Below are 23,516 nucleotides of genomic sequence, written 5' to 3' on the forward strand. Positions count from 1 at the left end.
ACCCGGTACGAACAGCGGATCTGAACCCGGCACGAACAGGTGATGAACAAGGCGCCCGCTGCGGCGAATTCGTCGGACCGCCGTCCGGAACCGGCCCGGGACGCCGTTAATGTCTGCGCTCATGACCGTCGACAGCACCGCGCACACCCCGCCCCGCCCGCACGAACGCGGCGCCGGCCAGGGCGAATCCCGTGTCCCGCGCGGTCTGCGGGCGGTGCGGTCGATCGCGGCGGTGGCGGCCGGTCTCTGCGTGGTCGCGCTCATGTGCCGGAGCGGCCTCAACCACGACGTCCGCTACTCCCTCGGCGGCATCCGGGCCACCCACCGCGCGGGGCTCGACGCGTCGGAGATCTTCGTCCACCGGCCGCTGGCGTACCGGTGGACCATCGCCGGGCTCGACGCCCTGACCTCCGGGACGGTCGCCGAACGGGAGGCGCTGATCCGGCTCGTCGTCGTCGTCCTCTCCCTGGGCGCGGCCTGGTGGCTGCGGGCGGGCCTGCTGCGCACGCTGCCCCGGCGCGAGGCCGGTGCGGTGGCGGTCGCGGTCGGCGCCGCGCTCGTGTGCGCCCCGGCCTGGGACTTCCTGCAACCCGAGTGGCTGGCGGTCCTGCTGTCGACCGCCGCGGTCGGCGCCGCGCTCGCGGGACGCCGTACCGCCCCGGCCGTATCGCTCTCCGGTGTCCTGCTCGCGCTCGCGGTGCTGATGAAGTACACGACCGCCTCGACCGCCCTGCTCGCCCTGCTGGTCGTCGTGGTCCTGGACCGCCGCCGTGCCGTCCTGAGCGCGGCGGTCGCGGCGCTGGCCACGCCCGCCGGGCTCGCTCTCGCGGTCCGGGTGGAGCCCCGCGAATGGCGCTGGCTCCACGAGTTCTCCTCGCTCAACCCCAACAGCGTGTTCCGTACCGGCTTCGGTGCCGAGCAGGTCCACGAGCTCGGGATGTCCCTGGTCGACGAGGCCGTCCTGTTCCCGGTGGTGGCCCTGCTGCCGGTCACCCTCACCCTCCTGGTCCGCACCTCCTCCGGGCGGACGACGCCACCTTCGACGCACGGCCCAGGCCGCTGGAGCGGCTCGGCGCTGATCGTGTCCGGCCTGCTCGTGGTGGTGGGGACCGTCGTGGTGCAGGGGCAGTGGTTCCTCTACCACCTCGCCCAACTGCCGGTGCTCGGCGCCGCCTTCTGGGCGCTGGCGGTCACCCGGCATCTCACCGTGCACGGCCGGGCACCAGCCGGTCCGGTGGGCGCCACGGCCCTGCTCGGCGTCGCGGTCCCGCTGGTCGCGGGAGAGCCGCTCGCCCGGCGCACGGCCCACGCCACCGCGGTCTGCGCCGTCCTCGCGGCCGTGGTGCTGCTCGCGCTGGTCGCCGCCCTCACCGCGGCCCGCCGTCCGGCCCGCCCCCGCCGGGGTACGGCCGTCGCCGCGGTGGTGGCGCTGGGCCTCGCCACGGCGATCCCCGCCTGGCCGACGACGCCGTACTCCTTCGACATCCGCCACGCGGACTTCACGGCGAGGTCCCGCGCGCAGGCCCTGCGGGACCTCACGCACCGGCTCGACGGGCTCCGTGCCCGCGTCGGCCCGGACACCCCCGTCGTCTATCTGGCCTTCGGCGACATCGCGTACTCGCTGGGCAACCCCACCCGCTGCCGCTACCCCTCCCCGGCCTTCCTCCAACGCACCTCGTACGACCCCGACGTCGCGGAGCTCACCAGCTTCGACGAGAACCTCGACTGCCTGAGCGACCCCGCCGCCCGGTATCTGATCGTCGACCCCGGCTGGTTCCCGCTGGGGCGGGTCGCCCCCGCCGTGAGGGAGGCCGTCGGCGCCGCGTTCGACTGCACGGGCCCGACCGCCTTCCCGGCGGCAGGTCTCCTCGTCTGCCCGCATCACTGACGAATCGTCACCAGGACTGCGTACGCTGACCGTCGAGCCGGGCCAGCACCTCCAGGGGATTGTCCAGGCTCTCCGAGAAGGCGAGTTCCGCCGCGCCGATCAGCACGGCGGAGTCGCCGAGCTCGCAGACCCGTAGCCGGAGGTTCTCGCGGGAGGCCCTGAGGGCGGTGGTGTTGATGCGGCTGCGCACCTGCGCGGCCGACCCGAGGAAGACGTCCCGCAGCACGCCACCGAAGATCACGGTGCCCGGGTTGAAGAGGTTGACCAGGTTGGCGACCCCGATGCCGAGCCAGTCGCCGACACCGCGCAGCGCGGCGGCGGCGACGACGTCCCCCCGGTCGGCGGCGGCGACGACGGCGCGTACCGTGTCGTAGCCCGGCGTACGGCTGTCGCGCCGGGAGGCTTCGAGCAGGGCCCGGGCACCTGCCTCGGCTTCGAGGCAGCCGGTGGCGCCGCAGCCGCAGCGCCTGCCGCCGTGCGGGTTCACGATCATGTGCCCGACCTCGCCGCCGTACCCCTCGTCGCCGCGCAGGAGTTGTCCGTCGATGATGACACCGGCGCCGATGCCGATGTCGCCGTGCAGGTGGACGAGGTTGCGGCAGCCGGCTCCGGCGCCGCGCAGGTGCTCGGCGAGGGCCGCCACGTTCGCCTCGTTGCCGATGGTGACGGGGACGGAGAGGCCGAGCCGGTCGGCGAGCTGGGCGCCGAAGTCCTCCTCCGTCCAGCCGAGGTTGGGAGCGAAACGGACCAGCCCGTCGGGGTGGCGGACGATGCCGCGCACCGCCACCCCCACGCCGACGCAGTGGCTCCCGGGCGGGATGGCGGTCAGCATCTGCCGGGCCGACTCCGCGAGCGCGTCCGCGACCTCACCGGGGCGCTGCGGGCCCGCCCCCGGCCAGGGGATCTCGCGCCGGTCGAGGAAGAGACCGCCCAAACCGATGCGGGCGGCCGTCAGACGGTCGACACCGATGTCGAACGCGAGGACGTACGCGCGCGCGGGCTCGGGGCGCACGACCAGTGAGGGCCGCCCCGCCCGGCCGGTGTCGCGGGGAAGTTCCTCGCGTACCAGGCCCGCGGCGGTGAGCTCGCTGACCAGGCCCAGCACGGTGCTGCGGTTGACTCCCATGCGTTCGGCGAGAACGGTCCGGGAGGCGGGGCCGCCGATGTGCACGTGGCGCAGCACCGTGCTGAGGTTGTGCCGGCGTATTTCCTCCTGGGAAGGACCGGCTTTCATAGGGTGACCCTCATCGTTGCGCGGCGGTGAACCTCATCGTTGCGCTGCGCGGCGGCGGGACAGCGCGTCCACCCCTGCGGCGACCAGCAGTACCGAACCGGTGACAGCGTACTTGACGCCCGAGCTGTACCCCATGAGGCCCATTCCGTTCTGGATCACGGCGACCACCATGCCGCCCAGGACGGCGTCGATGACCCGTCCGCGACCGCCGAAGAGGCTGGTGCCGCCGATGACCGCGCTGCCCACCGCGAGCAGCAGGACGTTGCTGCCGCCGGTGTTCGGGTCCACCGAGTTGCCGCGCGAGGCGGCGATGATGCCGCCGACGGCCGCCATCGCGGAGCAGATGACGAAGGCGGCGACCCGGATGAAGGCCACGTTGATGCCTGCCCTGCGGGCCCCTTCGGGGCTGCCGCCCACCGCGTAGATGTGCAGGCCGAAGGAGGTGCGCTGGAGGACGAAGGTGCCGATGACCAGCAGGGCGCCGATGACCGGCACCACGATGGGCACGCCCTTGAGCGAGTCGACGATGACGTTGCGGCTGCGTTCCTGGTTGAGCAGGTACACCGCCACGCCCCCGAGCACGGTGGCCGCGCAGAGGCGCAGGGCGAGCAGGACGGGCGGCGAGGTGGCCAGCCCGCGCGCTCTGCGGTTGCTGTTCGCCCGGAACTGGACGGCGGCGTAGGCGGCGACGCAGACCGCGAGCAGGACCCAGCCGAGCGCGGGGCTGAGGTTGTCGTTGGCTATCGCGAGGATCGTGCCGTCCTCGATCGAGATGTTGGTGCCCTCCTTCAGCAGGATCAGCACGATGCCCTGGAAGCCCAGGAACGCGGCGAGGGTGACGACGAAGGACGGAATCCCGACCTTCGCCACCAGGGTGCCGAGGAGCAGGCCGATCGCCACTCCGGTCAGCATCGCGGCGGCCACCGCTCCGTACCAGGGCCAGCCGTGATGGGTGAGGAGGATCGCCAGCACGGCGGCGCAGACGCCGCTGGCGTACCCGGCGGAGAGGTCGATCTCGCCGAGGAGAAGGAGGAAGACCAGGCCCATGGCGATGGCGATGCTGCCCGCGCCCTGGGTCAGCAGGTTGGCGAAGTTGAGCTCGGTCAGGAAGACGGGGCGGAGGATCGCGAAGAACGCGCAGAGGACGACGAGGCCGAGGACGGCGGGGAGCACGCCCAGCTCGCCGCCGCGCACCCGCTCGACGTAGGCGCGGGCGAGCGCGCCGACACCGGCCGACTCGGTGGGGTCGTCCGCGCCGGACGCTCCGGCCTTTCTTCCCCGGCCTTCCGGCTGCTCGGGCGCGAGGGCGGTCATGTGGTGGCTCCGTTGGTGTCGGTGAGGCCCAGGTCCCCGCTGCGGCCCGCGGTGATCAGTTCCACGACCTGGGCGTGCGTCACGTCCGAGGTCTTGACCTGGGCGGCCATCCGGCCCAGGTGGAGGGCGGCGATCCGGTCGGACACCGCGAAGACGTCGTTCATGTTGTGCGAGATCAGTACGACGCTGAGTCCGTTGTCGGCGAGCCTGCGGACGAGCTCCAGGACCTGCGCGGTCTGGGCGACGCCGAGCGCGGCGGTCGGCTCGTCGAGCACGACGACCTTGCTGTTCCACAGCACGGCCTTGGCGATCGCCACCGTCTGCCGCTGCCCGCCGGAGAGGCTGGAGACCTTCTGGCGGACCGACTTCACGGTACGGACCGAGAGGCTCTTCAGCGTCTTGGCGGCCATCTCCTCCATCGTCCAGCCGTCGAGCACGATGCCCCGGTGCTTCTCCCGCCCGAGGAACATGTTCTGGACGATGTCGAGGTTGTCGCAGAGCGCGAGGTCCTGGTAGACGATCTCGACGCCCAGCGAGGCGGCGTCGCGGGGGCTGTGTACATGGACCGGTTTGCCGTCGAAGAGGTAGGTGCCGGAGTCGACCGGATGGATCCCGCCGACGCACTTCACCAGCGTGGACTTGCCGGCGCCGTTGTCGCCGACCAGGGCGGTCACCTCCCCCGGGTAGGCGGCGAAGTTCACCTCGTGCAGTACCTGCACCGCGCCGAAGCTTTTGTCGATCCCCCGCAGTTCGAGGATCGGGGTCGCTGTCATGGGTGGACGGCTCCTTACGGGTCGTTGCTCCGCGGGGCCCCGGCCCGAGTCCGGTCCGGGGCCGCACGGGTACGCCGGGACACCCCGGCACGGTCTGCCGGACCGCCCGGCCGGGGCGGGCAGGTCTACTGGATGCCGTACGTGGTGCACAGAGCGGCGTACTTGCCGGTGCACAGATCGGCCTTGGTCACGTATCCGTCGGCCACGACGTCCTTGACGTTCTCCCGGTAGATGGCCGTCGGGGTCTCCAGGACCGCGGCGACCTCGCGCTTGCCCTCCGGGTCGTCGACGGTGGCGTTGGTCTCCCCCTTCTCGCCCTTGGCCAGGCTCACCGCGAGCCGGGCGGTGGCGTCGGCCTCCTTCTTCACCGCCTTGTAGACCGTCATGCACTGGTCCCCGGCCAGGATGTTCTGCAGGCCCTGGACGGTCGCGTCCTGGCCGGTGACGGGGACCTGGCCGTTGCGGTGGTTCTTGCGCAGCACCGCGATGGCGGCGTTGCCGAGGCCGTCGTTGGCGGCGAGCACTCCGCCGATCTTCGGCTCGCTGGTCAGCATCTGCTCGAAGATCGTGCCGGCCTGGGCGTTGTCCCAGTCCGGGACCGACTGGTTGGGGCCCTTGGCGTACTCGCCGGAGGCGTACTTCGGATCGAGGACGCTGTTGTAACCCTGGGCGAACAGCGTGGCGTTGTTGTCGGTGGGGGAGCCGTTGAGCTCGGCGACGACCGGCTTCTCGGCCTTCAGGTCGGTCAGGCACTTGCCCAGGCCCTCGCCCTGGAGCTTGCCGACGGCCGTGTTGTCGAAGCTCACGTAGTACTGGGCGGAGCCGCCCAGGGTCAGCCGGTCGTAGTCGATCGTGGCCACGCCCTGCGACTTGGCCTTGGCGAGAACGGCCTTGCCGGTGCCGCTGTCCAGGTTCACGATCACGAGGACGTTGACGCCCTTGGTGATCATCTGGTCGGCGATGGTCTGGAAGGCCTGCTTGTCGCCCTCCGCGTTCTGGATGTCGTAGTCCACGCCCGCGGCCTTGAAGGCGGCGGTCAGCAGGGGGCGGTCCGCGTCCTCCCAGCGGGCCGACGACTTGCTGTCCGGAAGGATCACGCCGATCTTCGGCTTCTTGGCACCGCCGTCGGCTCCGTCGTCACCGGAGGAGCCGCCGCAGGCGGCGAGCGAGGTCATGAGCACCACGGAGGTGCCGGCGAGGACAAGTCCCTTGCGCATCGGAAGGGCCCCTTTCTGGGGTACGGCCGTCCTGCGCCGGTCGCACGGGTCGGCAGTGATGGATTACCGGCAACGCGGCGAACACGCGGTGCGCACACGGGCGTTGAATGTTGTGGGCGGCAACATACGCGGCTCGGACGACTCGCCACCAGCCCCCCGCGCACACGGCCCGGTCACGATCGGGTCACGCCGCGGAAATCGGCCGGCAACACCGTGAACACCCTCAACTCCCGCCCCGCGCAGGCATGTCGAGTTGAAGTGACGATTCGTCAGTGACTGGCGGTCTGTCTGTCGGGTGGGTTGACGCGTGGACCTGTGGCCTCTGTGCGCGGCTGTCGCGGGCGGGCATGACGGTCGAAAGTTTCGATCTTGACATGGCAACTTTCGCGTGGTCTTCTGCTGCGCGCCGACCCGTTCGCGTGCCCGCTTTCCGGGGCCGCCGCGCGGTCCCCGACGGGGAAGGCGAAGACGGGGGAGGGGGCTCGGCCGTGACCACGGACAGGGGATCGCCGCAGACGGGAGCGGAGGCCGTGGGGCAGGTGTCCCGGGGGCGGGCGCTCGTCGCGGTGGCCGGGCTGTCGCTCGCGCTCTTCGCGTTCGCCACGGTCGAGGCCCTGCCGGTCGGCCTGCTGCCGCAGATCGCGCACGGCCTCAAGGTGTCGCTGCAGTCCGTGGGCTTCCTGGTGACCGGATACGGCCTCGTGGTGATGGCGACCGCCGTCCCGCTGACCGCGGTGACCCGGCGGATTCCCCGCCGACGCCTGCTGGCCGTGCTGCTGGCCCTCTTCACCGGCGCCACCCTGCTCTGCGGCACGGCCCCCGGGTACGGCGTCCTGCTGGGGGCGCGCGTCCTGATCGCGCTGACCCACGCGGTGATGTGGTCGGTGGTCGCCTCGGCCGCCGCCGGCATGTTCCCCGTACGCGTGCGGGCCAAGGTGGTCGCCACGCTCTTCGGCGGGTCCGCGCTCGCCCAGGTGCTGGGCGCGCCCGCCGGGACCTGGCTCGGACAGCAGACCGACTGGCGCGTGCCGTTCGTGGTGATGAGCGGCCTGGGGCTGGTCGCCGGGATCGCCGTGGTGGGCATGCTGCCCTCGACACCGGTCGAGGAGAACCCGGCCGCCACCGCCCCGGCGCCCGACCGCTTCCGGTTCCTGCTCCTCGTCGTCGTGACCGCCGTCGTCATCGGCGGGTTCTTCGCCTTCTACACGTACGTCACGGTCTTCCTCACCGACGTCGCGGGGATCTCCTCGCACTCCGTCGGCGCGGTGCTCGCGGTGGGCGGAGTGGGAGGGCTGATCGGCACCGGCCTGTCCGGGACGACGGCCGCCCGCAGCACCCGCGCCACCATGACCGGATCGGTGGCCGTGGTGACCGCCGCCCTGGCGCTCCTCGTGGTGGCCGGAAACCGCCCCGCCGCCTCGGTCACCGCGGTGACCCTGCTCCTGCTGGCCCTGTCCGGCATGGTCACCGCCCTCACCAGCCGGATCCTGCACATCGCGCCGGGCAACGTGGACGTCGCCTCCGCCAGCGGTTCCGCCGCCTTCCAGGCGGGCATCGCCGCAGGCTCCTTCCTCGGCGGGAACGTCCTGGACGCGCACGGCCCGCACGGCGCCGCCGTCCTCGGCCTGTGCCTCGCCGCCGCCGGGCTCGTGCTGCTCCTCGCCGAGGACCGCCTCAGCCGTCTCGCCGGGGCTGTCACGCGGCCCCGGGATCCGGCCGGGGGTGTCACGCGGCCCCGGGGCCCGGCTGGGAAAGTCACGCGGCCCCGGGGCCCCGCCGGCCCTTGTAATTGATCTTCATGGCGTCCATGTCCGTCGCCGTGGAGCGCAGCGGCCCGTACCCGTATCCCTGGGCCTCGAGCGCGGCTTCCGCGCGCTCCTCGGCGAGCGCGGACGCCATCTCCTCGCCGTCCTCGGCGTCCGACACCACGATGTACCGGAAGCTGAAGTGCTTCAGCACGGTGTCGTAGGTGAGCGATCCCTCCTCGGTGAACTGCATCGAGGTGAGGCCGTGGTCCGCCACTTCGGCGAGCAGCCGGGTCCGCGCCTCGTCCGTCAGCCCGTCCCAGGTGCCCCGGACGATCACCCGGTATGTGTGCTGCGTACCCATCGTGGTGCCCTGCCTTCTTCTGCGCAGCCACCGCCTCGGGGCGGCGCTGCTTCGGTGCCGTGCTGCTTCGGTGCGGCGCCGCTTTGGTGCCGCGTGCGGGGGATGTCCCGCGCGTTCGTCCCGCGGCGAAATCCGCGCGGGGCCCAGGTTACGACGGGAAGGATGGGAGGCATGCGGAATATTGTCGTCATCGACGCACCCTCCAACCTGGGCCTGAGGCCCCCGTCGCCCGGCACCGTCCCCGGCTGCTGCAAACTCGCGGGAGCCTTGCGCGAACAGGGAATCGTGCGGAGGCTCGGCGCCCTGGAAGGCGGCGTCGTGGTCCCCCCGCGCTACGACCTCGGCACCTGGCAGGAAGGCGACGGCGTGTTCAACGCCGCGGCCCTCGCCCGCTACACGCGTACCCTCGCGGACCGCCTCGAACGTCACGTCAGGGCGGGCGACTTCCCCGTGGTGCTGGGCGGCGACTGTTCGATCCAGCTGGGAGCTTCCCTCGCCCTGCGCCGCATCGGACGGTACGGACTGGCGGCCGTGGACGCGTCGGCGGACTTCCGGCACCCGGGCAACTCGGACCGCATCGGCGCGGCGGCCGGTGAGGAGATGGCCCTCGCGACCGGGCGCGGACAGGACGATCTCGCCGACCTCGAAGGGCTCGGCCCTTATGTGCGGGACGAGGACCTCCGCCTCTTCGGGCTGCGGGACGGGGACGAGGACCGGGCCGAGCTGACCGGCCTGAAGATCCCCCATCTGACGGTCGGCGAGATCCGCGCGTGGGGGCCCGCCGAGGTGGCCCGGGCCGTGGTCGTGTCCCTGGAGGCCGCTCCGCTCGACGGATTCTGGGTGCACCTGGACGCCGACGTGCTCGACCCGAGCGTGATGCCTGCCGTCGACAGCCCCGACGACGGCGGCCTCCTGCCGGACGAACTCGCCCCACTGCTGCGTACGCTGGTTGCTTCGCCCCGGTGCGTGGGGCTCAACGTCACGATCTACGACCCCGACCTCGACCCCGAGGCCACCGGGGCGGCGCTCCTCACGGACCTGGTGGTGGGGGCGTTCTCGGGGCAGCCCTGAGAGCGTGGGCCGCACCCGGGCCCGCCCCGGCCCGCGGTTTCGCGCGAGCCCGGGGCGGACGGAGACCGTCGGACGGACCGCCGTCGGACGGACCGCCGTCGGACGGACCACCGGCGGACACGGTCCGGGGGCGGGTCAGACAATGGCGTTGCGGTCCGCGTACTCGAAGACCGAGCCGTCCGGGTGGAGGGCGATCAGGTTGCGGCCGGCCGGGGTCGGGACCGGGCCCGCGACGATGTGCGCGCCGGCCCGGGTGAGCGCCTCGCGGGCCTCGTCCACGTCCTTCACCGCGATGGTGGCCGCCACCTTGCGCAGCATCTCCAACTCGGTTTCGGGCCCGCTCATGAGCAGGAAGCAGCCGATCGCGGCGACCGACACCCCGCCGCGCTCGAAGCGCAGGGCACGGGTGCCGGTGATGCCCTCGTAGAAGGCCACCGAGGCCTCCAGGTCGTCGACGCAGATGCGTAGCGTGGTTCCCAGGATGTCCATGCACACGAGGTTAGTTGGGGCTCCCGGGCCGCGTGATCGATTCGCTTCGGTCCGGACCGGCAGGTCGCACCGACGTTGTCGGTCGTACCGGTCGTCGGTCGGTCCGATCGTCGGTCGTACCGGTCCGGACCGGACCTCGTCGACGGGGCGCGAGAGCTTCGAGCCGCCGGTCCCCGGGCCCGGCGGCCGTCCCGCGTCAGGCCCGGCAGAGCACTTCGCCGTGGGGCACCATGAACCAGCCGTCGCTCTCCTCGCCCCAGGCGCGCCACGCCGCAGCCGCCGCCGTGAGGTCCTCGGCCGTGGCGTGACCCGCCTCGACCACCTTCTGCGCGTAGGAGGAGGCGACCGTGCGGTCCGCCCACAGCCCGCTCCACCAGCTCCGGCTCTCCGGCGTGGCGTAACACCAGGCGGCGGCGGTCGGGGTGATGTCGGTGAAGCCGGCCTGCCGGGCCCAGGAGAGGAGCCTGCGCCCGGCGTCGGGCTCCCCGCCGTTGGCGCGGGCCACCTGCCGGTACAGGGCCAACCACGCCTCCAGACCCGGTACTTCCGGATACCAGGTCATCGCCGCGTAGTCGCTGTCCCTGGCAGCGACGATCCCGCCCGGGCGGCAGACCCGGCGCATCTCGCGCAGCGCCTGGACGGGATCACCGACGTGCTGGAGCACCTGGTGGGCGTGGACCACGTCGAAGGAGTCGTCCGGGAAGTCCAGTGCGTGGACGTCGGCGACGGCGAACGAGACGTTCTCCAGGCCGCGTTCGCGGGCGGCTCCGGCCGCCTGGTCGAGGATGGCCTGGTTGGTCTCGACGCCGGTCACGACGCCCGGTGCGACCAGCGCGGCGAGATCGGCCGTGATCGTCCCCGGCCCGCAGCCCACGTCCAGCACGGACATTCCCGGCTTGAGCTCACCGAGCAGATAGGCCGCCGAGTTCTCGGCGGTGCGCCAGCGGTGCGAGCGGAGCACCGACTCGTGGTGCCCATGGGTGTAGACGGCGGTTTCCTTCGGCATGCCGAATGTCCTCTCTCCGAACGCTGCTTCGAGCGATGCCTCAACGGTACGCTCCGCGCCGCATAATGAGATACGTGTCTTGTGATGTGAGACGACGGGAAGGGGTGCGTGGCCGCCGGGCGTCGTCCTTCCATGGGGAGGAGTGCTGAACTGGTTACGATCGCCATTGACTTGATCGATCTCCTGGAAGCGACCGAGCGGCCGAGCGACCGAGTGGCGGGCGCCGCGTACGGCACCTCGAAGCCGTATCCCGAAGCCGTATCCCGAAGCCGTACGTCGAACCGCTCGCCGGACGCTTCCGTACGGCCCCTGCCCCTGCCCCTCGCGCGACCGCGAGGGGCAGGGGCAGGGGGTGGTCCGGGGGAGTCCGGGAGCCGTCAGACCGGCATGGGGCAGTAGACCGTCAGCGCCTCCGGGAGCTTGTCGACGAGCAACTCCGTGCCCGAACGGGCCACTTCGCCGTCGTAGGCGTACGGGGTCCCCGGCGGCAGTCCGGCGATCCTGACCCGGCGGCGGCGCTCCGCCGCGTGCACGGGCGAGCGGGTCAGCGGGCCGGCCACGGCCGCCGCGACCAGCCGGAGCCCCGGGGTCCGGCCGCCGTGGACCACGCGCACGTCCAGCAGGCCGTCCGCGAGGTTGTGGCGCCTGCCGGGCGCGGGGCCGACCCGCTGGAAGAGGCCGTTGCCGATGAAGAGCAACCACAACGGGCGCCGTTTGCCCTGGAGTTCCGCCTCCAGGGGACGTTCCCCGCGCAGCACCTCGAAGGCCGCGAGCATCCCGGCCGGCCACCCGCCGATGCGGGGCGCCCAGTGCTCCCGCTTCCGTACCAGCTCCGGATAGACGCCGAGGCTGAACGCGTTGAGGAAGTAGCCGTCCGCCCCGTCGGGTCCGTGCGGGCCGGGCCGGAAGCGTCCGAGGTCGACGCGGACCGCGTCACCGGCCTTCAGGGCGGCCACCGTGTCGTGCACCGTCTCGATGCCGAGGTCGTACGCGAAGTGGTTGAGGGTACCGCCGGGGAACACCGCCAGCGGAACCCCGTGGGTGGCCGCGACGGACGCCGCCAGGTTGACCGTACCGTCGCCGCCGCAGACGCCGAGCGCCCGCCCCCTGCCGACCGCCTCGGCGAACGTGTCCGCCAGGGCGTCGGGTGCGCATTCCACCACCTCGGCCATCGGCAGCGCGTCCCGGACGAGTGAAGCCGTACCCCGCGCGGTCCCCGACTCCTCGTTGACGACCACCACCAAGCCCTCACCGGCGGGGAGCGACGGCGCCTGTGTGGGGGGCCGGCCGGGGGCGGGGAGCTGGCCCCGGGTCGGTACCACCCCGCGCAGCGCGAAGGCCGCGCCCACACCGAGCGCGGCGCCCGCCACGACGTCGCTGGGATAGTGCACCCCGGTGTAGACGCGGGAAGCGGCAACCGCCAGCGCGACCGGGGCGACGGCCGCGCCCCAGCCCAGGGATTCCAGAGCCACCCCGGTGGCGAACGCGGCGGCGGACGCGGCGTGACCGGACGGGAAGGACGTGGTGATCGGCTGGCGCTTCAGCCGCCGTATCACCGGAACCATGTCGAGCACCGGCCGGTCCCGGCGCACCGCGCCCTTGCCGACGGTGTTGATGGCGGCGGAGGCGAGGGCGAGCGAGGCCACCCCGCGCAGCGCGGCGCGGCGCGCCCGCGCGCTGCCGCCCAGCGTGGCGATGCCCGCGGCGGCGCCGAACCACAGCAGGCCGTGGTTGGCGCTGCGGCTCAACCGGGGCAGTACGGCTTCGGCGCCCGGCCAGTGGCGTTCGGCGACGCCCTGGAACGCGCTCAGGTCGCGCCGCTGGAGCCAGCCCTTGAGCCGGTCGGACGAGGTGAAGGTGGTGGGCAGAGGGCGTGTGGACATGGCTCAGCGGATACCCGGTCCCGCCGCCCTGAACCAGGAGGCGCGCGGAAGACGCCGTCCGGGGGTGTGCCCGGCCGGCCGGTGCCCGTTCGCCCGGGATCGTCGCCGGTCCGTCCGGAGTGTGTCCGGGCCGGGGCCTCTCCGCGGCCCGCCGGCCCCTATTCGGCCGCCGCGCAGGTGCTCAGCGCGGTGATCGCGCTCTGCACCTGGTCGGGCAGGGTCTTCATGTCGGGGCTGCGGTTCTTCTCGGCGCTCTCGGCGAGGCCCTGGTAGACGGTGCTGAGCTGCTGGGCGGCCTTCTTGGCCTCGGGGTTCTTGATCTTCTCGGCGTCGTCGGCGAACTGGTCCGAGGCGTCCGCGAGGTCGGTCTGCGCCTTGTCCGGGTCCTTCGCGTCGGTGGTGATCTTCTGGCCGACGTCGTCGATGTGGGTCATGGTCGCCCGGCACGGGCCGCCCTTGCCCGGGGCCGTCGCGTAGTCCCGCGGCGCCTTGCTCGCGGAAGCGGCGGCGTCGGTGTGCGCATCCGATGAAGAGCAGCCCGCCGCCGCGACGAGCGCGAAGGCGGTCAGCGCGATCGCGGCCAGTCGGCGGCCCGTGTTCCCTGACATGAAGTTAACCCCCTGCGATGGATCTGCGGAGGGAGTTGATCACGAACGTGACGCAGGGTCAACACGCTTTCCCGGGGGCTCCGGCCGTTCGGCCGGTGGCCCGGCCCTTCGCCGGGGTGGCGGGGCCTCGCCCGTGGGGCTCGGGAGGACGGCGGCGGACCGGTCGTGGAGGCGGCTGGAGCACTGGGGCGGTTCTTCCCGACATTTACTGATGTCCAGTCATATGCATTTCTTCGTCGCCGAATTGTCGTTGCCGTCTGCACGTGTCTCCAGTAGCGTGCCTTCGTTTTGGATCTTGTTAATTCTATCGAGGGTGGGGACTTGTACTCCATACGTACCGGCCGAAGATCGGCCGGATCGCGTGCGGCCGTCTCGGCCGCGATCGTCCTGGCGATCGCGGCGTCGACCGTAGGCACCACGACGGGCAGGGCCGACGCGGCCGTACCGTCCCAAGCGGCGGCGGCGAAGTCCGCCGAAGCGGATCTGGAGACCCGTGAACAGGCGATGTCCGACGCCGCGGACGCGCGCGCCGAACAGGCCATGTTCGCCCGGATCATGCACAGCGGCGGTCCGGCGATGAAGGCCAACGCCGGTGAATGGCTCGCGGGGCGCGACGAAGGCCCTTGGCCGGGCTGGAACGTCTTCCTCGGGTCCCGTTCCAAGGACGTCGTCCTGGACGAGGACGGAGACGAGACCGACAACTCGGGCCTCGGCGAAGGAATCGGTCCCGTCGCGCAGAGCGCGCAGGCCACCATGGCCAACGGCCAGCTGCACGTCGCCATGCTCACCCGTGACGGCAGCGTCTACGACGACGTGCGCTACCCGGACGGCACCTGGACCGGTCCGATCCTGATCGACGGCGGAACCAGCACCACCGCCATCGCGGCAGCCGCGCTTCCCGGCGGAGAGCTGCACTTCGAACTGCTCTCCGCCGACGGCAGGGTGACCGACCGCACCTACGAACCCGACGCCTACCCCGGTTACTTCATGCTGGGCGGGGGCGTCAGCAAGGTGCTCTTCGACTCGCTCCCCGGCAAGGTCGAGTCCCTCGCCGCGACCGGGTCCTCCGCCAACGAGCTTACCCTCGCGATGGTCACCGGCGACGGCAAGGTCTGGGGCAACGTCCGGCACGCCGACGGCAGCTGGTCCGGTACGAGCGTGATCGACGCCGGTACCGCCCCCTCCGCCTCCGTGGCCCTCGCCACCACCGCGAGCGACCAGGTCCACCTGGAGATGCTCGGCACCGACCACACCGTCCGCGACCGCGTGCGGGGCACGAACGGCACCTGGGCCGCCGCCACGGTCGTCGACTCCACCGGCAAGGCCCGCGCCCTGTCGGCCGTCACCGTACCGACCGAGCGGCTGCACGTCGCCACGCTCACCGACTCCGGTACGGTCACCGACCGCGCCCTTCAGGACAACGGCAGCTGGACCGCGTCCACGGTGACCGCCCCGCACGCCACCGCGTTCTCCCTCGGCGCCCAGCCCACCGGCGAACTGCACGTCCAGGCCACCGCCGACGACGGGCGGCTGTGGAGCACCACCCGCGCCACGTCCGGCAGCTGGAGCACGCCGTACGTGGTCGACGGGGCCTTCGGCCACGCCAGGGACCTCCAGCTCGCCACCCTGCCCGACGGCGACCTGCACGAGCTCACCCTCGCCGACGACGGGACCGTCTGGGACCAGAAGCGCGGCGCCTCCGCCGACGCCTGGACCTCCGCGCTCTCCGGCTCGGTCGTCGTGGACGGCTCGGGCAAGGCCCGCGCCGTCGCCGCGGCGGCCACGCCCGACGGCGACGTGCACGCGATCGTCGTCGACCAGAGCAACACCGTGCGCGACTACGCCGGGCACCCGGACGGCAGCTGGGCCGCCCCGGTCGTCGTCGACCAGAGCGGCACCGCCCGCGCCGTCTCGGCCGTCGGTACGCCCGACGGCGAGCTGCACGTCGGCGTGGTCAAGGCCGACGGCACCGTTCAGGACTCCGTCCGCCACACGGACGGCAGCTGGACGAGCGCGGCGGTGACCACCCCGCGCGCCGACATGATCGCCCTCGCGGCCACCCCCGCCGGTGAGCTGCACGTCTTCGTCTCCGGCGACGGCGACAAGGTGTGGGACACCGTGCGGAGCACGGACGGCACCTGGGCCGCGGCGAAGGCCGCCTCGGACGGTTCGTACAAGGCCGACGCCATCGGCGCGCACGGTCTCTCCGACGGCCGGGTCCGCCTGGTCGCCCTCGACTCCGCCGCCGGTACGTACTCCGGCCACCTGCGCGGCGTCAACGGCAAGTGGTCCGTCGACGTCGGCCAGCTGGGCTGGCCGCTGGCCTACGCCAAGAGCGTGTCGGTGACCCAGCTCGCCAACGGCGAGGAGCACATCAACGAGTTCTCCGAGCCGCAGGTCGACGACGCGTTCACCCTGGACGACCGCAGCGCGAGCGCCTACGACTCCTCGCGCGAGGCCACCGACGACGGACTGGAGGAGTTCATCGAGCCGTACGCGACCTCCTCGGACCACGAGCTGCCGCAGTACGACACCGATGTCACCGACTTCATGTCCTCCGCCGGGATGTTCCAGCGCGACTGGGCCAACCTGTGGGTGACGCCCCCGGTGGTCAAGGCGAGCCAGGAGGCCCAGGACCGGGTCACCGAGATCGTGCAGGAACTGATCGCCGAGAACGGCGGTGAGGACCCGTACGGCATGTACACGATGCTCGGCTCGCTGACCAACAGCGGTTCCGCCGACGACGTACGCCGCTTCATCCAGTACCACGGTCTGCCGACCGTCGCCCCGCCCAAGGGCACTCCGGAGTTCCGCGTCGAGGTCGAGGCGCTGAAGGCCCGCTGGTCCAGCGGCGACACCTCCAACCCGACGGACTGGAACCACGTCCTGGTCGAGGTGGAGGAGACCGCGTCCAGCGAATGGCTGGCCGAGCAGGCAGCCCAGGCCGAGCCGCGCAACGACATCGTCGACGCGGAACAGTCGGCCCTGACCGCGCTGGAGACCGGCGCCCGCGCCACGCACCAGGCGCTCGGCTACGGCTGGGCCGCCAACCGGCTCCTCACCTGGCAGGCCAACCCGTCCCTGCGCAAGACCGGCACGGGCGCGAAGACGACGGCCCAGGCGGTCGCCGACCTCGCCACCGTCAAGGAACTGGTCACCGGACAGGCCCAGGTCGCCCGGAAGGCCGCGAACGACGCCGCCGCCGCCGAAGCGAAGGCCGACGCCGCCGTGGAGGCGGCCAAGACCATCGCCCGGGAGAACGGCACGCCCCTCGGCCGCGGCCTCTACTACGCCCAGCAGTCCGCCCAGGTGACCAAGGCGTCGGCCGCCGCCGCTCTCGCCACCGCGAACGCGCTCGACACCGCCGTCGCCGCCACCGACGCCTCGGCGGCCGACAGCGCCACGCTGCTGGCCAACGCCCAGGCCCAGGCCGCCGCCGCCCGCGCGGAGTTCCTGCGCGAGTCGGCCGAGCAGTCCGCGAAGGACGCGGCCGACCTCGCCGCCGACGCCAAGAAGCGCGCCGACGAGGCCGCCGACGCGGCCGGCAAGGTCGCCGACGCGAAGGCGACGGCCGTCCAGGCCCAGACCGACGCCACCGCCGCGAACACCCGCGCGAAGACCGCCGCCGCCAACGCCGAGACGGAGCGGCAGAACGCAGCCGCCGCCAAGGCGAAGGCCCAGACGGAGCGGGACAAGGCCGGGGAGGCGCTGAAGAAGGCGCTCGACCAGGGCAAGGAGGCCGCCACCAAGCGGACCGCCTCCAACACCGCGGGTTCCGACGCCCGCAAGCTGGCCTCCGCGGCCGAGCAGGCGGCGGCGAAGGCGAAGGTCGCCCGCGACAACGCCGCCTCCGCGCAGCGGAAGAAGGACGTCGCCACCGCCACCGCCCAGGCGCTCGCCGCAGCCGCGGTGGCCGCCGAGGGGACCTCGTCCGCCGCCGCCGCGAAGGCAGCGGCCGACCGGGCGGCCGAGGCGGCCGAACAGGCCAGGACCGTCGCCGAAACGGCGGCGACCGACGCCCAGTCCACCAGCGAGGCATCGATCGCTGCCCGCAAGGCGGCGACCGAGTCGGCTGCCGCCGCCGCGCGTTCCACCACGTGGGCCGCCGACGCCGACGCCAACGCGCTGATCACCTACCACGCGGCGATGTCGGCCGAATCGGCCGCCGCGACCGCCATCGACGAGGCGCACACCGCCGCCCAGAAGTCCGTCGACGCCGCCGGTGACGCCACCGACGCGGCGCAGGCGGCCCTCGCGGCCAAGAGCAAGGCCGTCGAGGCGGGCGCGCAGGTCGAGGCGGCGCTCAGCGCGTCCGCCGAGGCCGCCGGAAGGGCGTACGCGGCCGGCCAGGCCGCCGACGTCACCCGGGCCGCCGCGGCAAAGGTGGCCGCCCCGGCCGCCTCCGCCATCGAACTGAGCGCTCCGTACGCCGAGACGGACTCCTCCGCGGGTCTGGCGACCCTGGTGTCGAAGAGCGCCCAGTCCCTCGCCGAGCAGCAGACGGCCGCCGCCGACGCCAACGCGGCCCAGGCGGCAGCCGTCGCCGAGGAGGCGCAGGACGCGGCGGACCGGGCGACCGGCGACGGAAAGCGGGCCGCCCAGGCGGCAGCCGACGCAGCGGCCTCCGCGGCCGAGGCAGCGGCATCGGCCGAGGCGGCGCAGAAGTCGTCGACCGACGCCGAGAACGACGCCAAGGCCACCGATGACGCTTCGGTGAAGGTCGCCGAACTCGACACCGAGACACAGGCGCTGGCCAAGACGGCCTCGGCCTCCGCACAGGCCGCCACGGCCGACGCACAGGCGGCCGACTCCGCGGCGAGCGCGGGCGAGAAGGACGCGACCGCCGCCGCGGCGACCGCGGCGACGGCCGGCGAGGACGCCACCAACGCCCAGAAGGTCGCCGACAAGGCGGCCGAGGACGCCACCGCCGCAGAGAAGGCGGCGGCTTCCGCGGCCGAGGACGCGACGAAGGCCGAGGACGCCGCCGCCGCTGCCGAGGAGCAGCTGCGCAGCGACGAGGCGGCACTCGCCGCCCAGGTCGCCGCCGCACAGGCCGCCGCCCAGGCCAAGCACGACCTGGACGCCCGCGCCAAGCTCATGGACGACCAGGCGAACATCCGGATCGGCCGGGAGAACCTCGCCTACCTGCTCCACGTGGGCGGCGTCGCCTCCAAGACGCTGGCGGCCACCCGGCTCGCCGGTTCCGGCCAGATCGGCTCCACCACGTCCCTGTTCGACCAGGACGTGTGGGACGCCTGGGACGCCGACGTCCAGGAGGCGCGCGACCAGTCCGAGGGCATGCTCGCGCGCACCGACGAACGCCAGGAGACCGTCTGGAAGTACTTCACCTCGGACTTCGCCAACACCGAGCCCGAGTACGACACCGCGGTCACCTCGTTCCTCAACCCGGGGACCGTCTACCAGCGGATCGGCTCGGCCGTCGGCTGGGGCCGTCTCGCCCAGGTGCCGCAGGCCAGCCCGGCCGCCCAGGCCAAGGCCACGGAGATCCTCCAGGAGAAGATCGACGCGGGGGACTGGTACGGCTGGTGGCAGCTGATGCTGGACAACCAGGAGCTGCGCGGCTCGGCCGACGACGTACGCCGTCTCATCCAGTACAAGGGCTACCCGACCGTCGCCCCCGAGAAGGGGACGGCCGAGTTCGACATCGAGGTCGAGCGGCTCAAGACGCGCTGGGCGAACGGTGACCCGACCAACCCCTGGGACCCGTACCAGGTCATGGTCGAGGTCGAGGAAGTCGCCTCGGCGCAGTGGGAGGCCGAGTACGCCGCCCAGTCCGGCGACCGCAACAAGATCGCCAACGCCGAGATCAAGGCGCTGAAGGCCCTGCAGTCCAGCGCGGTCGCGATGCACGACGCCCTGGGCAACGCATGGGTGGCCAACAACCTCATGGAGGCCGAGGCCGACCCGAACAGCGCCTGGAACACCTTCATCAAGGACTGGCCGACCACGATGGGCGGGAACTTCTCGTCCGACGGCAAGCCGGTCTCCGTCACGGCGGACCTGGCGGCACTGAAGGACCGGGTCGACGCCCTGTCGGCCACGGCCACCCAGAACGCCAAGGACGCGCAGGCCGCGGCCGACGCGGTCGTCGCGGCCGAGGACGAGGCCGCGGCCACCGCCGAGGCCGGCGAGGTCCCCGAGGGACGTGCCCTCGCCTACGCCAACCAGTCGGCACAGGTCACCAAGTCGGCGGCGGCGGCCACCCAGGCCACCGCGCTCGCCATGAAGACCGCGGTCGCCGCGACCAACGCAACCGTCGCGGACAGCGCCGCCCTGCTGGCCAACGCCAGCGCCCAGGCGCACGCCGCACGGGCCGCCTTCCTCCGGGAGACGGCGCAGGACAGCGCGGAGAAGGCGGAGGCGGACGCGGTCGCCGCGCACGGCAAGGCCGTCGCCGCCGCCAACGCGGCGGCGATCGTCGCGGCCGACAAGGCGAAGATCGGTCCGCTGGAGACCAGCTCCAAGGCGGCTGCCGCGACGGCGAAGAGCGCCGCGGCGACCGCCGACTCCGAGGCCCAGAAGGCGGCGGCGGCGCGGGCCACCGCGGAGTCCGAGCGGGACAAGGCCGAGGCCGCCGAGGCCGACGCCCAGGCGCAGGCCGACATCGCGGCCGAGCACGAGGCCAACGCCGCGGCCGAGGCAGACCGGGCCGCGGGCGACGAGGACACGGCGGCGAAGGCCGAGCAGGACGCCGCAGCCGCCAAGTCCCGGGCCACCGCCGCCAACAAGGCGATGGACGAGGCACGGGCCAAGGCGGCTGCCGCCGACGCGGCTGCCGCAGCGGCCGTCGGCACCAGTGCGGCCGACGACGCCGCCGCGGCGGCCAAGCAGGCCCGGCTGGAGGCCAACGCCGCCACCCTCGCGGCGGACCAGGCCAACAACGACGCCCTCGACGCCTCCGCCGCGGCGGTAGCGGCGCGGGCGGCGGCGACGGTGTCCACCGCTGCCGCCGAGAAGGCCACCGAGGCGGCCAAGGTCGCCGACAAGGCCGCCGCGCAGACCTCGGCCAACGCGGCCGAGGGACACGCGCTCGCGGCCGAGGCGATCGAACAGGCAGGGGTCGCCGCGGACAACTCCGACGCGGCCCAGGCCCTGTCGAAGGACGCCGCCAAGGAGGCGGCGAACGCCAAGGCGGCAGCCGAGGGCGCCCGGGACGAGGCGGACGGCGCGGCTTCCGACAGCGCCACCGCCACCGCCCAGGCACACGCGGCGGCTCAGCAGGCCGAGATCGCCCGTGACACCGCCAACGCCGTCACGGCCCCGGCCGACCAGGCCATCGAACTCGGTATCGCGTTCGCGGCCACCGACGCCACGGCCGGTCTCTCGGTGGTCGTCTCCGACACGGCGAAGACCCTCGCCGAGCAGGAGGTGGAGGTCGCCGAACTCCGCGCCGACGAGGCCGAGGCGTTCGCCGAGGCCGCACAGGACGCGGCCGACCGCGCCGACGCCGACGCCAAGCTCGCCGCGCAGGCGGCGGCGGACGCGGCGGCCTCGGCCGCCAGGGCCGCGCGGGAAGCGGCCAACGCACTGAAGTCGGCCACCCGGGCAGCGGCCGACGCGAAGGAGGTGAAGGCCGGATCGGAGCGCCTCGACGCTCTCAACTCCCAGGCACAGAACAGTGCGTGGGAGGCGAACGCGTCAGCGGGCGACGCCCGGGAAGACGCCTCGGCGGCACGGTCCGCGGCGGACGACAGCGAACTCGACGCCGCATCCGCACGGGACGCCGCCGACCGGGCGCGGACCTCGGCCGACAACGCGTCCGACAGCGCCGACGAGGCGGAGGTGTCCTCCAGGCTGGCCGCCGAGCACGCGGCCAACGCCCAGGCGGACGCCGACGAGTCGGCGAAGATCGCCGAGGCGACCAGCCGGCTCGAAGAGGACCGGACGCCCACGGCGGGCGGGCAGCCGGCCTCCGGCGGGGAGGTGGACGGCGAGTACCCCGGCGTGGTCGTGGAGCCGGTCGACCTGAAGCAGACCGCCCAGGCGACCGACCAGTGCAGGGCGACCTCGCAGATCCTGCACTGCAGCATGCCGGTCGATGTCCACATCACCGGTACCGCGATGTTCTTCCTGGTCACGTGCGCCGATCCGGACGCCACGGCCTCCCAGTGCATCGCTTCCGGTCACTACGAGAAGGACTACCTGGACAAGGCGAAGATCGACTTCACCGACCACCGGGTCGTCGACGTCAACGTCTGGGAGTTCGACGTCAACCTGGCGAAGACGATCGGCTACGCGCTGATCAGCGACTTCGTCGGCTGCGCCAAGCACTTCGACCTGGGCAGCAGCGACTGTCGGTGGGCGATCGCCTCGATCGTCGTGCCGGCGGTCCTCAAGGCCGTGGTGAAGGGTGCGGCAGCGCTGCGGATGGCCATGGCCATCGGTGACCTGGCCGGCACCGAGGCCGCCATGAACGTGCTGAGCAACCTGGCCCGGACCGGTGCCATCAACGCGATCACCTTCCGCAACTTCAGGAACGCGGCGATGCTGTCGCGGATCCGCTCCATCGCGGTCGGTGTGACGTGCGTGAACCCCGCGCACAGCTTCCCGGCCGGTACCAGGGTCCTGATGGCGGACGGCAGTACACGGCCGATCGAAGAGGTGCGGGTCGGGGACGAGGTACAAAGTGCGTCCCCGGGCGGCGGTTCCGAGCCGCGCGCCGTGGAGCACACCTTCGTCACCCGGACGGACACGGAGTTCACCGACCTCACCGTCGACACCGCCGACGGACCCCGGGTCATCACCAGCACCCAGAACCATCCCTACTACGACGTCACCTCAGGAGCGTTCGTCAACGCCTCGGAGCTCGCGGCGGGCGACGTGCTGCAGACCGTCGAAGGACGGACGGCGACGGTCGGCGCGGTGCGCAACTACACCGGCGCGATGGTCACCTACGACCTGACCGTCAGTGGCCTGCACACCTACCACGTGGTCGCGGGTTCGACGCCGGTCCTGGTGCACAACAACGCCTGCGAAGAGGTGGCCATGGACACCAACGCGCTGATATCGGCGCTGTTCCAGGGCAAGGAGGCGGAGGTCGACGCGGCCATCGCGGGCCGTAGGCCGGTCATCTCCCCGCAGGCGTTCAAGGAGGTGACCGTCGACGGCGGAAACCCGGAGAAGATCGTTCTCGACTGGCTGGAGGCCAGGGGAGGACGTATCGGAGCCGAGGCCAACGTCGACGCGGCGCAGGCGTTCCAGGAGTACCTGCGTGAGCTGTGGAAGGGTGCCAACAAGCCGGTCCTCAAGGACGACGACGCGCTGGTGCTCGCCTCCGCCTTTGAGGAAGGTCTGCCGATCATCACCAACGATCAGCAGTTCTACAAGGCGATCAGCAGGTTCGACTACCCCAACGAGAGGTACTGACATGGGTACCTACAACGTGCTGACGGTGGATCGGCCCGAGCCGTGCGCGGCATGCGGAAGCACCGCGGATCTGGTGATCCAGTTCCACTTCGGCGGGGTCCGGCTGCGGAGCCTCGCGATCGGTGACGCGGTCGACTGGACGGGGAAGACGAAGGGGGCCCCGCAGACGGGCCGCTCCGAGCTCCTCGGCTACCCGGAACCGTGCCCTTCGTGCGGACTCGACGACGACCGTCTGTGCGTCGTGGAATTCGACGGCGACGTGATCACCGGCTACCGGTGGGCGGAGGAGGCCGATCTGATGCGGCTCGAACAGTGAGCCGCAGGGCCTGACCGGCTCGTCTCCGGAGTCCGTCGACACGGCGGCCCGGCCCGGTTCACCCCGGTCCGGGCCGCGGTCGGTACGGCCCCGGAACAACCGGCCGGGCGCGCGCCCGGTCATGCGAACGGCCCGGGGGGGCCCCCCCCGGGGGGCCCGGGCGGGGGGGGGGGGGGAGAGGCCGGCCGCCCCCCCCCGGCCCCCCCCCGCGCCGGCCCCCC

Annotated in this window: 14 protein-coding genes; 5 read left to right on the forward strand and 9 right to left on the reverse strand. The window is 72.7% G+C overall.

Annotated elements, in window-relative coordinates:
• The first annotated feature begins 121 nt into the window (after window positions 1-121).
• Window positions 122-1,888: a hypothetical protein gene (locus ACFWEE_RS23295; RefSeq protein WP_386891767.1), complete on the forward strand. Its 1,767-nt coding sequence runs from the start codon at window positions 122-124 to the stop codon at window positions 1,886-1,888.
• 7 nt (window positions 1,889-1,895) lie between these two features.
• On the opposite strand, the gene ACFWEE_RS23300 is transcribed toward ACFWEE_RS23295, so the two are convergent.
• The 4 genes from ACFWEE_RS23300 to ACFWEE_RS23315 form a co-directional block, all read right to left on the reverse strand.
• The gene (locus ACFWEE_RS23300; protein WP_386891768.1) at window positions 1,896-3,122 is read right to left on the reverse strand and encodes an ROK family protein; all 1,227 of its coding nucleotides are present in this window, start codon (window positions 3,120-3,122) and stop codon (window positions 1,896-1,898) included.
• A 33-nt stretch (window positions 3,123-3,155) separates the two neighbouring features.
• The gene (locus ACFWEE_RS23305; RefSeq protein WP_386891769.1) at window positions 3,156-4,436 is read right to left on the reverse strand and encodes a sugar ABC transporter permease; all 1,281 of its coding nucleotides are present in this window, start codon (window positions 4,434-4,436) and stop codon (window positions 3,156-3,158) included.
• Window positions 4,433-5,209, reverse strand: coding sequence for an ATP-binding cassette domain-containing protein (locus ACFWEE_RS23310; protein ID WP_386891770.1), 777 nt, complete (start codon window positions 5,207-5,209; stop codon window positions 4,433-4,435). Before ACFWEE_RS23310 ends, ACFWEE_RS23305 begins: the two co-directional genes overlap by 4 nt.
• A 125-nt stretch (window positions 5,210-5,334) precedes the next feature.
• Window positions 5,335-6,426 carry a sugar ABC transporter substrate-binding protein gene (locus ACFWEE_RS23315; RefSeq protein WP_386891772.1) on the reverse strand — a complete coding sequence of 364 codons (1,092 nt, stop codon included), beginning with the start codon at window positions 6,424-6,426 and terminating at the stop codon, window positions 5,335-5,337.
• Window positions 6,427-6,914: 488 nt separating this feature from the next.
• Between ACFWEE_RS23315 and ACFWEE_RS23320 the strand changes: the two genes are divergently transcribed.
• On the forward strand, window positions 6,915-8,219 hold the full coding sequence (locus ACFWEE_RS23320; protein ID WP_386891774.1) for an MFS transporter: 1,305 nt from the start codon (window positions 6,915-6,917) through the stop codon (window positions 8,217-8,219).
• On the opposite strand, the gene ACFWEE_RS23325 is transcribed toward ACFWEE_RS23320, so the two are convergent.
• Window positions 8,182-8,535, reverse strand: coding sequence for a DUF6204 family protein (locus ACFWEE_RS23325; protein ID WP_386891776.1), 354 nt, complete (start codon window positions 8,533-8,535; stop codon window positions 8,182-8,184). The genes ACFWEE_RS23320 and ACFWEE_RS23325 overlap by 38 nt on opposite strands.
• Before the next feature lie 171 nt (window positions 8,536-8,706).
• Between ACFWEE_RS23325 and ACFWEE_RS23330 the strand changes: the two genes are divergently transcribed.
• Window positions 8,707-9,606 carry an arginase family protein gene (locus ACFWEE_RS23330; RefSeq protein ID WP_386891777.1) on the forward strand — a complete coding sequence of 300 codons (900 nt, stop codon included), beginning with the start codon at window positions 8,707-8,709 and terminating at the stop codon, window positions 9,604-9,606.
• Window positions 9,607-9,741: 135 nt separating this feature from the next.
• On the opposite strand, the gene ACFWEE_RS23335 is transcribed toward ACFWEE_RS23330, so the two are convergent.
• The 4 genes from ACFWEE_RS23335 to ACFWEE_RS23350 form a co-directional block, all read right to left on the reverse strand.
• Complete coding sequence (locus tag ACFWEE_RS23335; RefSeq protein ID WP_327179047.1) at window positions 9,742-10,095, reverse strand: VOC family protein; 354 nt, start codon at window positions 10,093-10,095, stop codon at window positions 9,742-9,744.
• 196 nt (window positions 10,096-10,291) lie between these two features.
• Window positions 10,292-11,101, reverse strand: coding sequence for a class I SAM-dependent methyltransferase (locus tag ACFWEE_RS23340; RefSeq protein WP_386891780.1), 810 nt, complete (start codon window positions 11,099-11,101; stop codon window positions 10,292-10,294).
• Window positions 11,102-11,478: 377 nt separating this feature from the next.
• Window positions 11,479-12,984, reverse strand: coding sequence for a bifunctional phosphatase PAP2/diacylglycerol kinase family protein (locus ACFWEE_RS23345; protein ID WP_386891781.1), 1,506 nt, complete (start codon window positions 12,982-12,984; stop codon window positions 11,479-11,481).
• Window positions 12,985-13,142: 158 nt separating this feature from the next.
• Entirely contained in the window at window positions 13,143-13,592 is a 450-nt protein-coding gene (locus ACFWEE_RS23350; protein WP_386891783.1) for a hypothetical protein, read from the reverse strand.
• A 321-nt stretch (window positions 13,593-13,913) separates the two neighbouring features.
• Here ACFWEE_RS23350 and ACFWEE_RS23355 point away from each other — a divergent pair, with 321 nt between their 5' ends.
• Window positions 13,914-22,979, forward strand: a complete 9,066-nt coding sequence (locus ACFWEE_RS23355) for a polymorphic toxin-type HINT domain-containing protein (protein ID WP_386891785.1) — start codon at window positions 13,914-13,916, stop codon at window positions 22,977-22,979.
• A gap of 1 nt (window position 22,980) precedes the next feature.
• Window positions 22,981-23,295 (forward strand): hypothetical protein, encoded by a 315-nt coding sequence (locus ACFWEE_RS23360; RefSeq protein WP_386891787.1) that lies wholly within the window; start codon window positions 22,981-22,983, stop codon window positions 23,293-23,295.
• Window positions 23,296-23,516 lie beyond the last annotated feature (221 nt).

Origin of the sequence: Streptomyces sp. NPDC060184 (assembly GCF_042728795.1) — a bacterium.
In the GTDB taxonomy this organism is placed as follows: Bacteria; Actinomycetota; Actinomycetes; order Streptomycetales; family Streptomycetaceae; genus Streptomyces.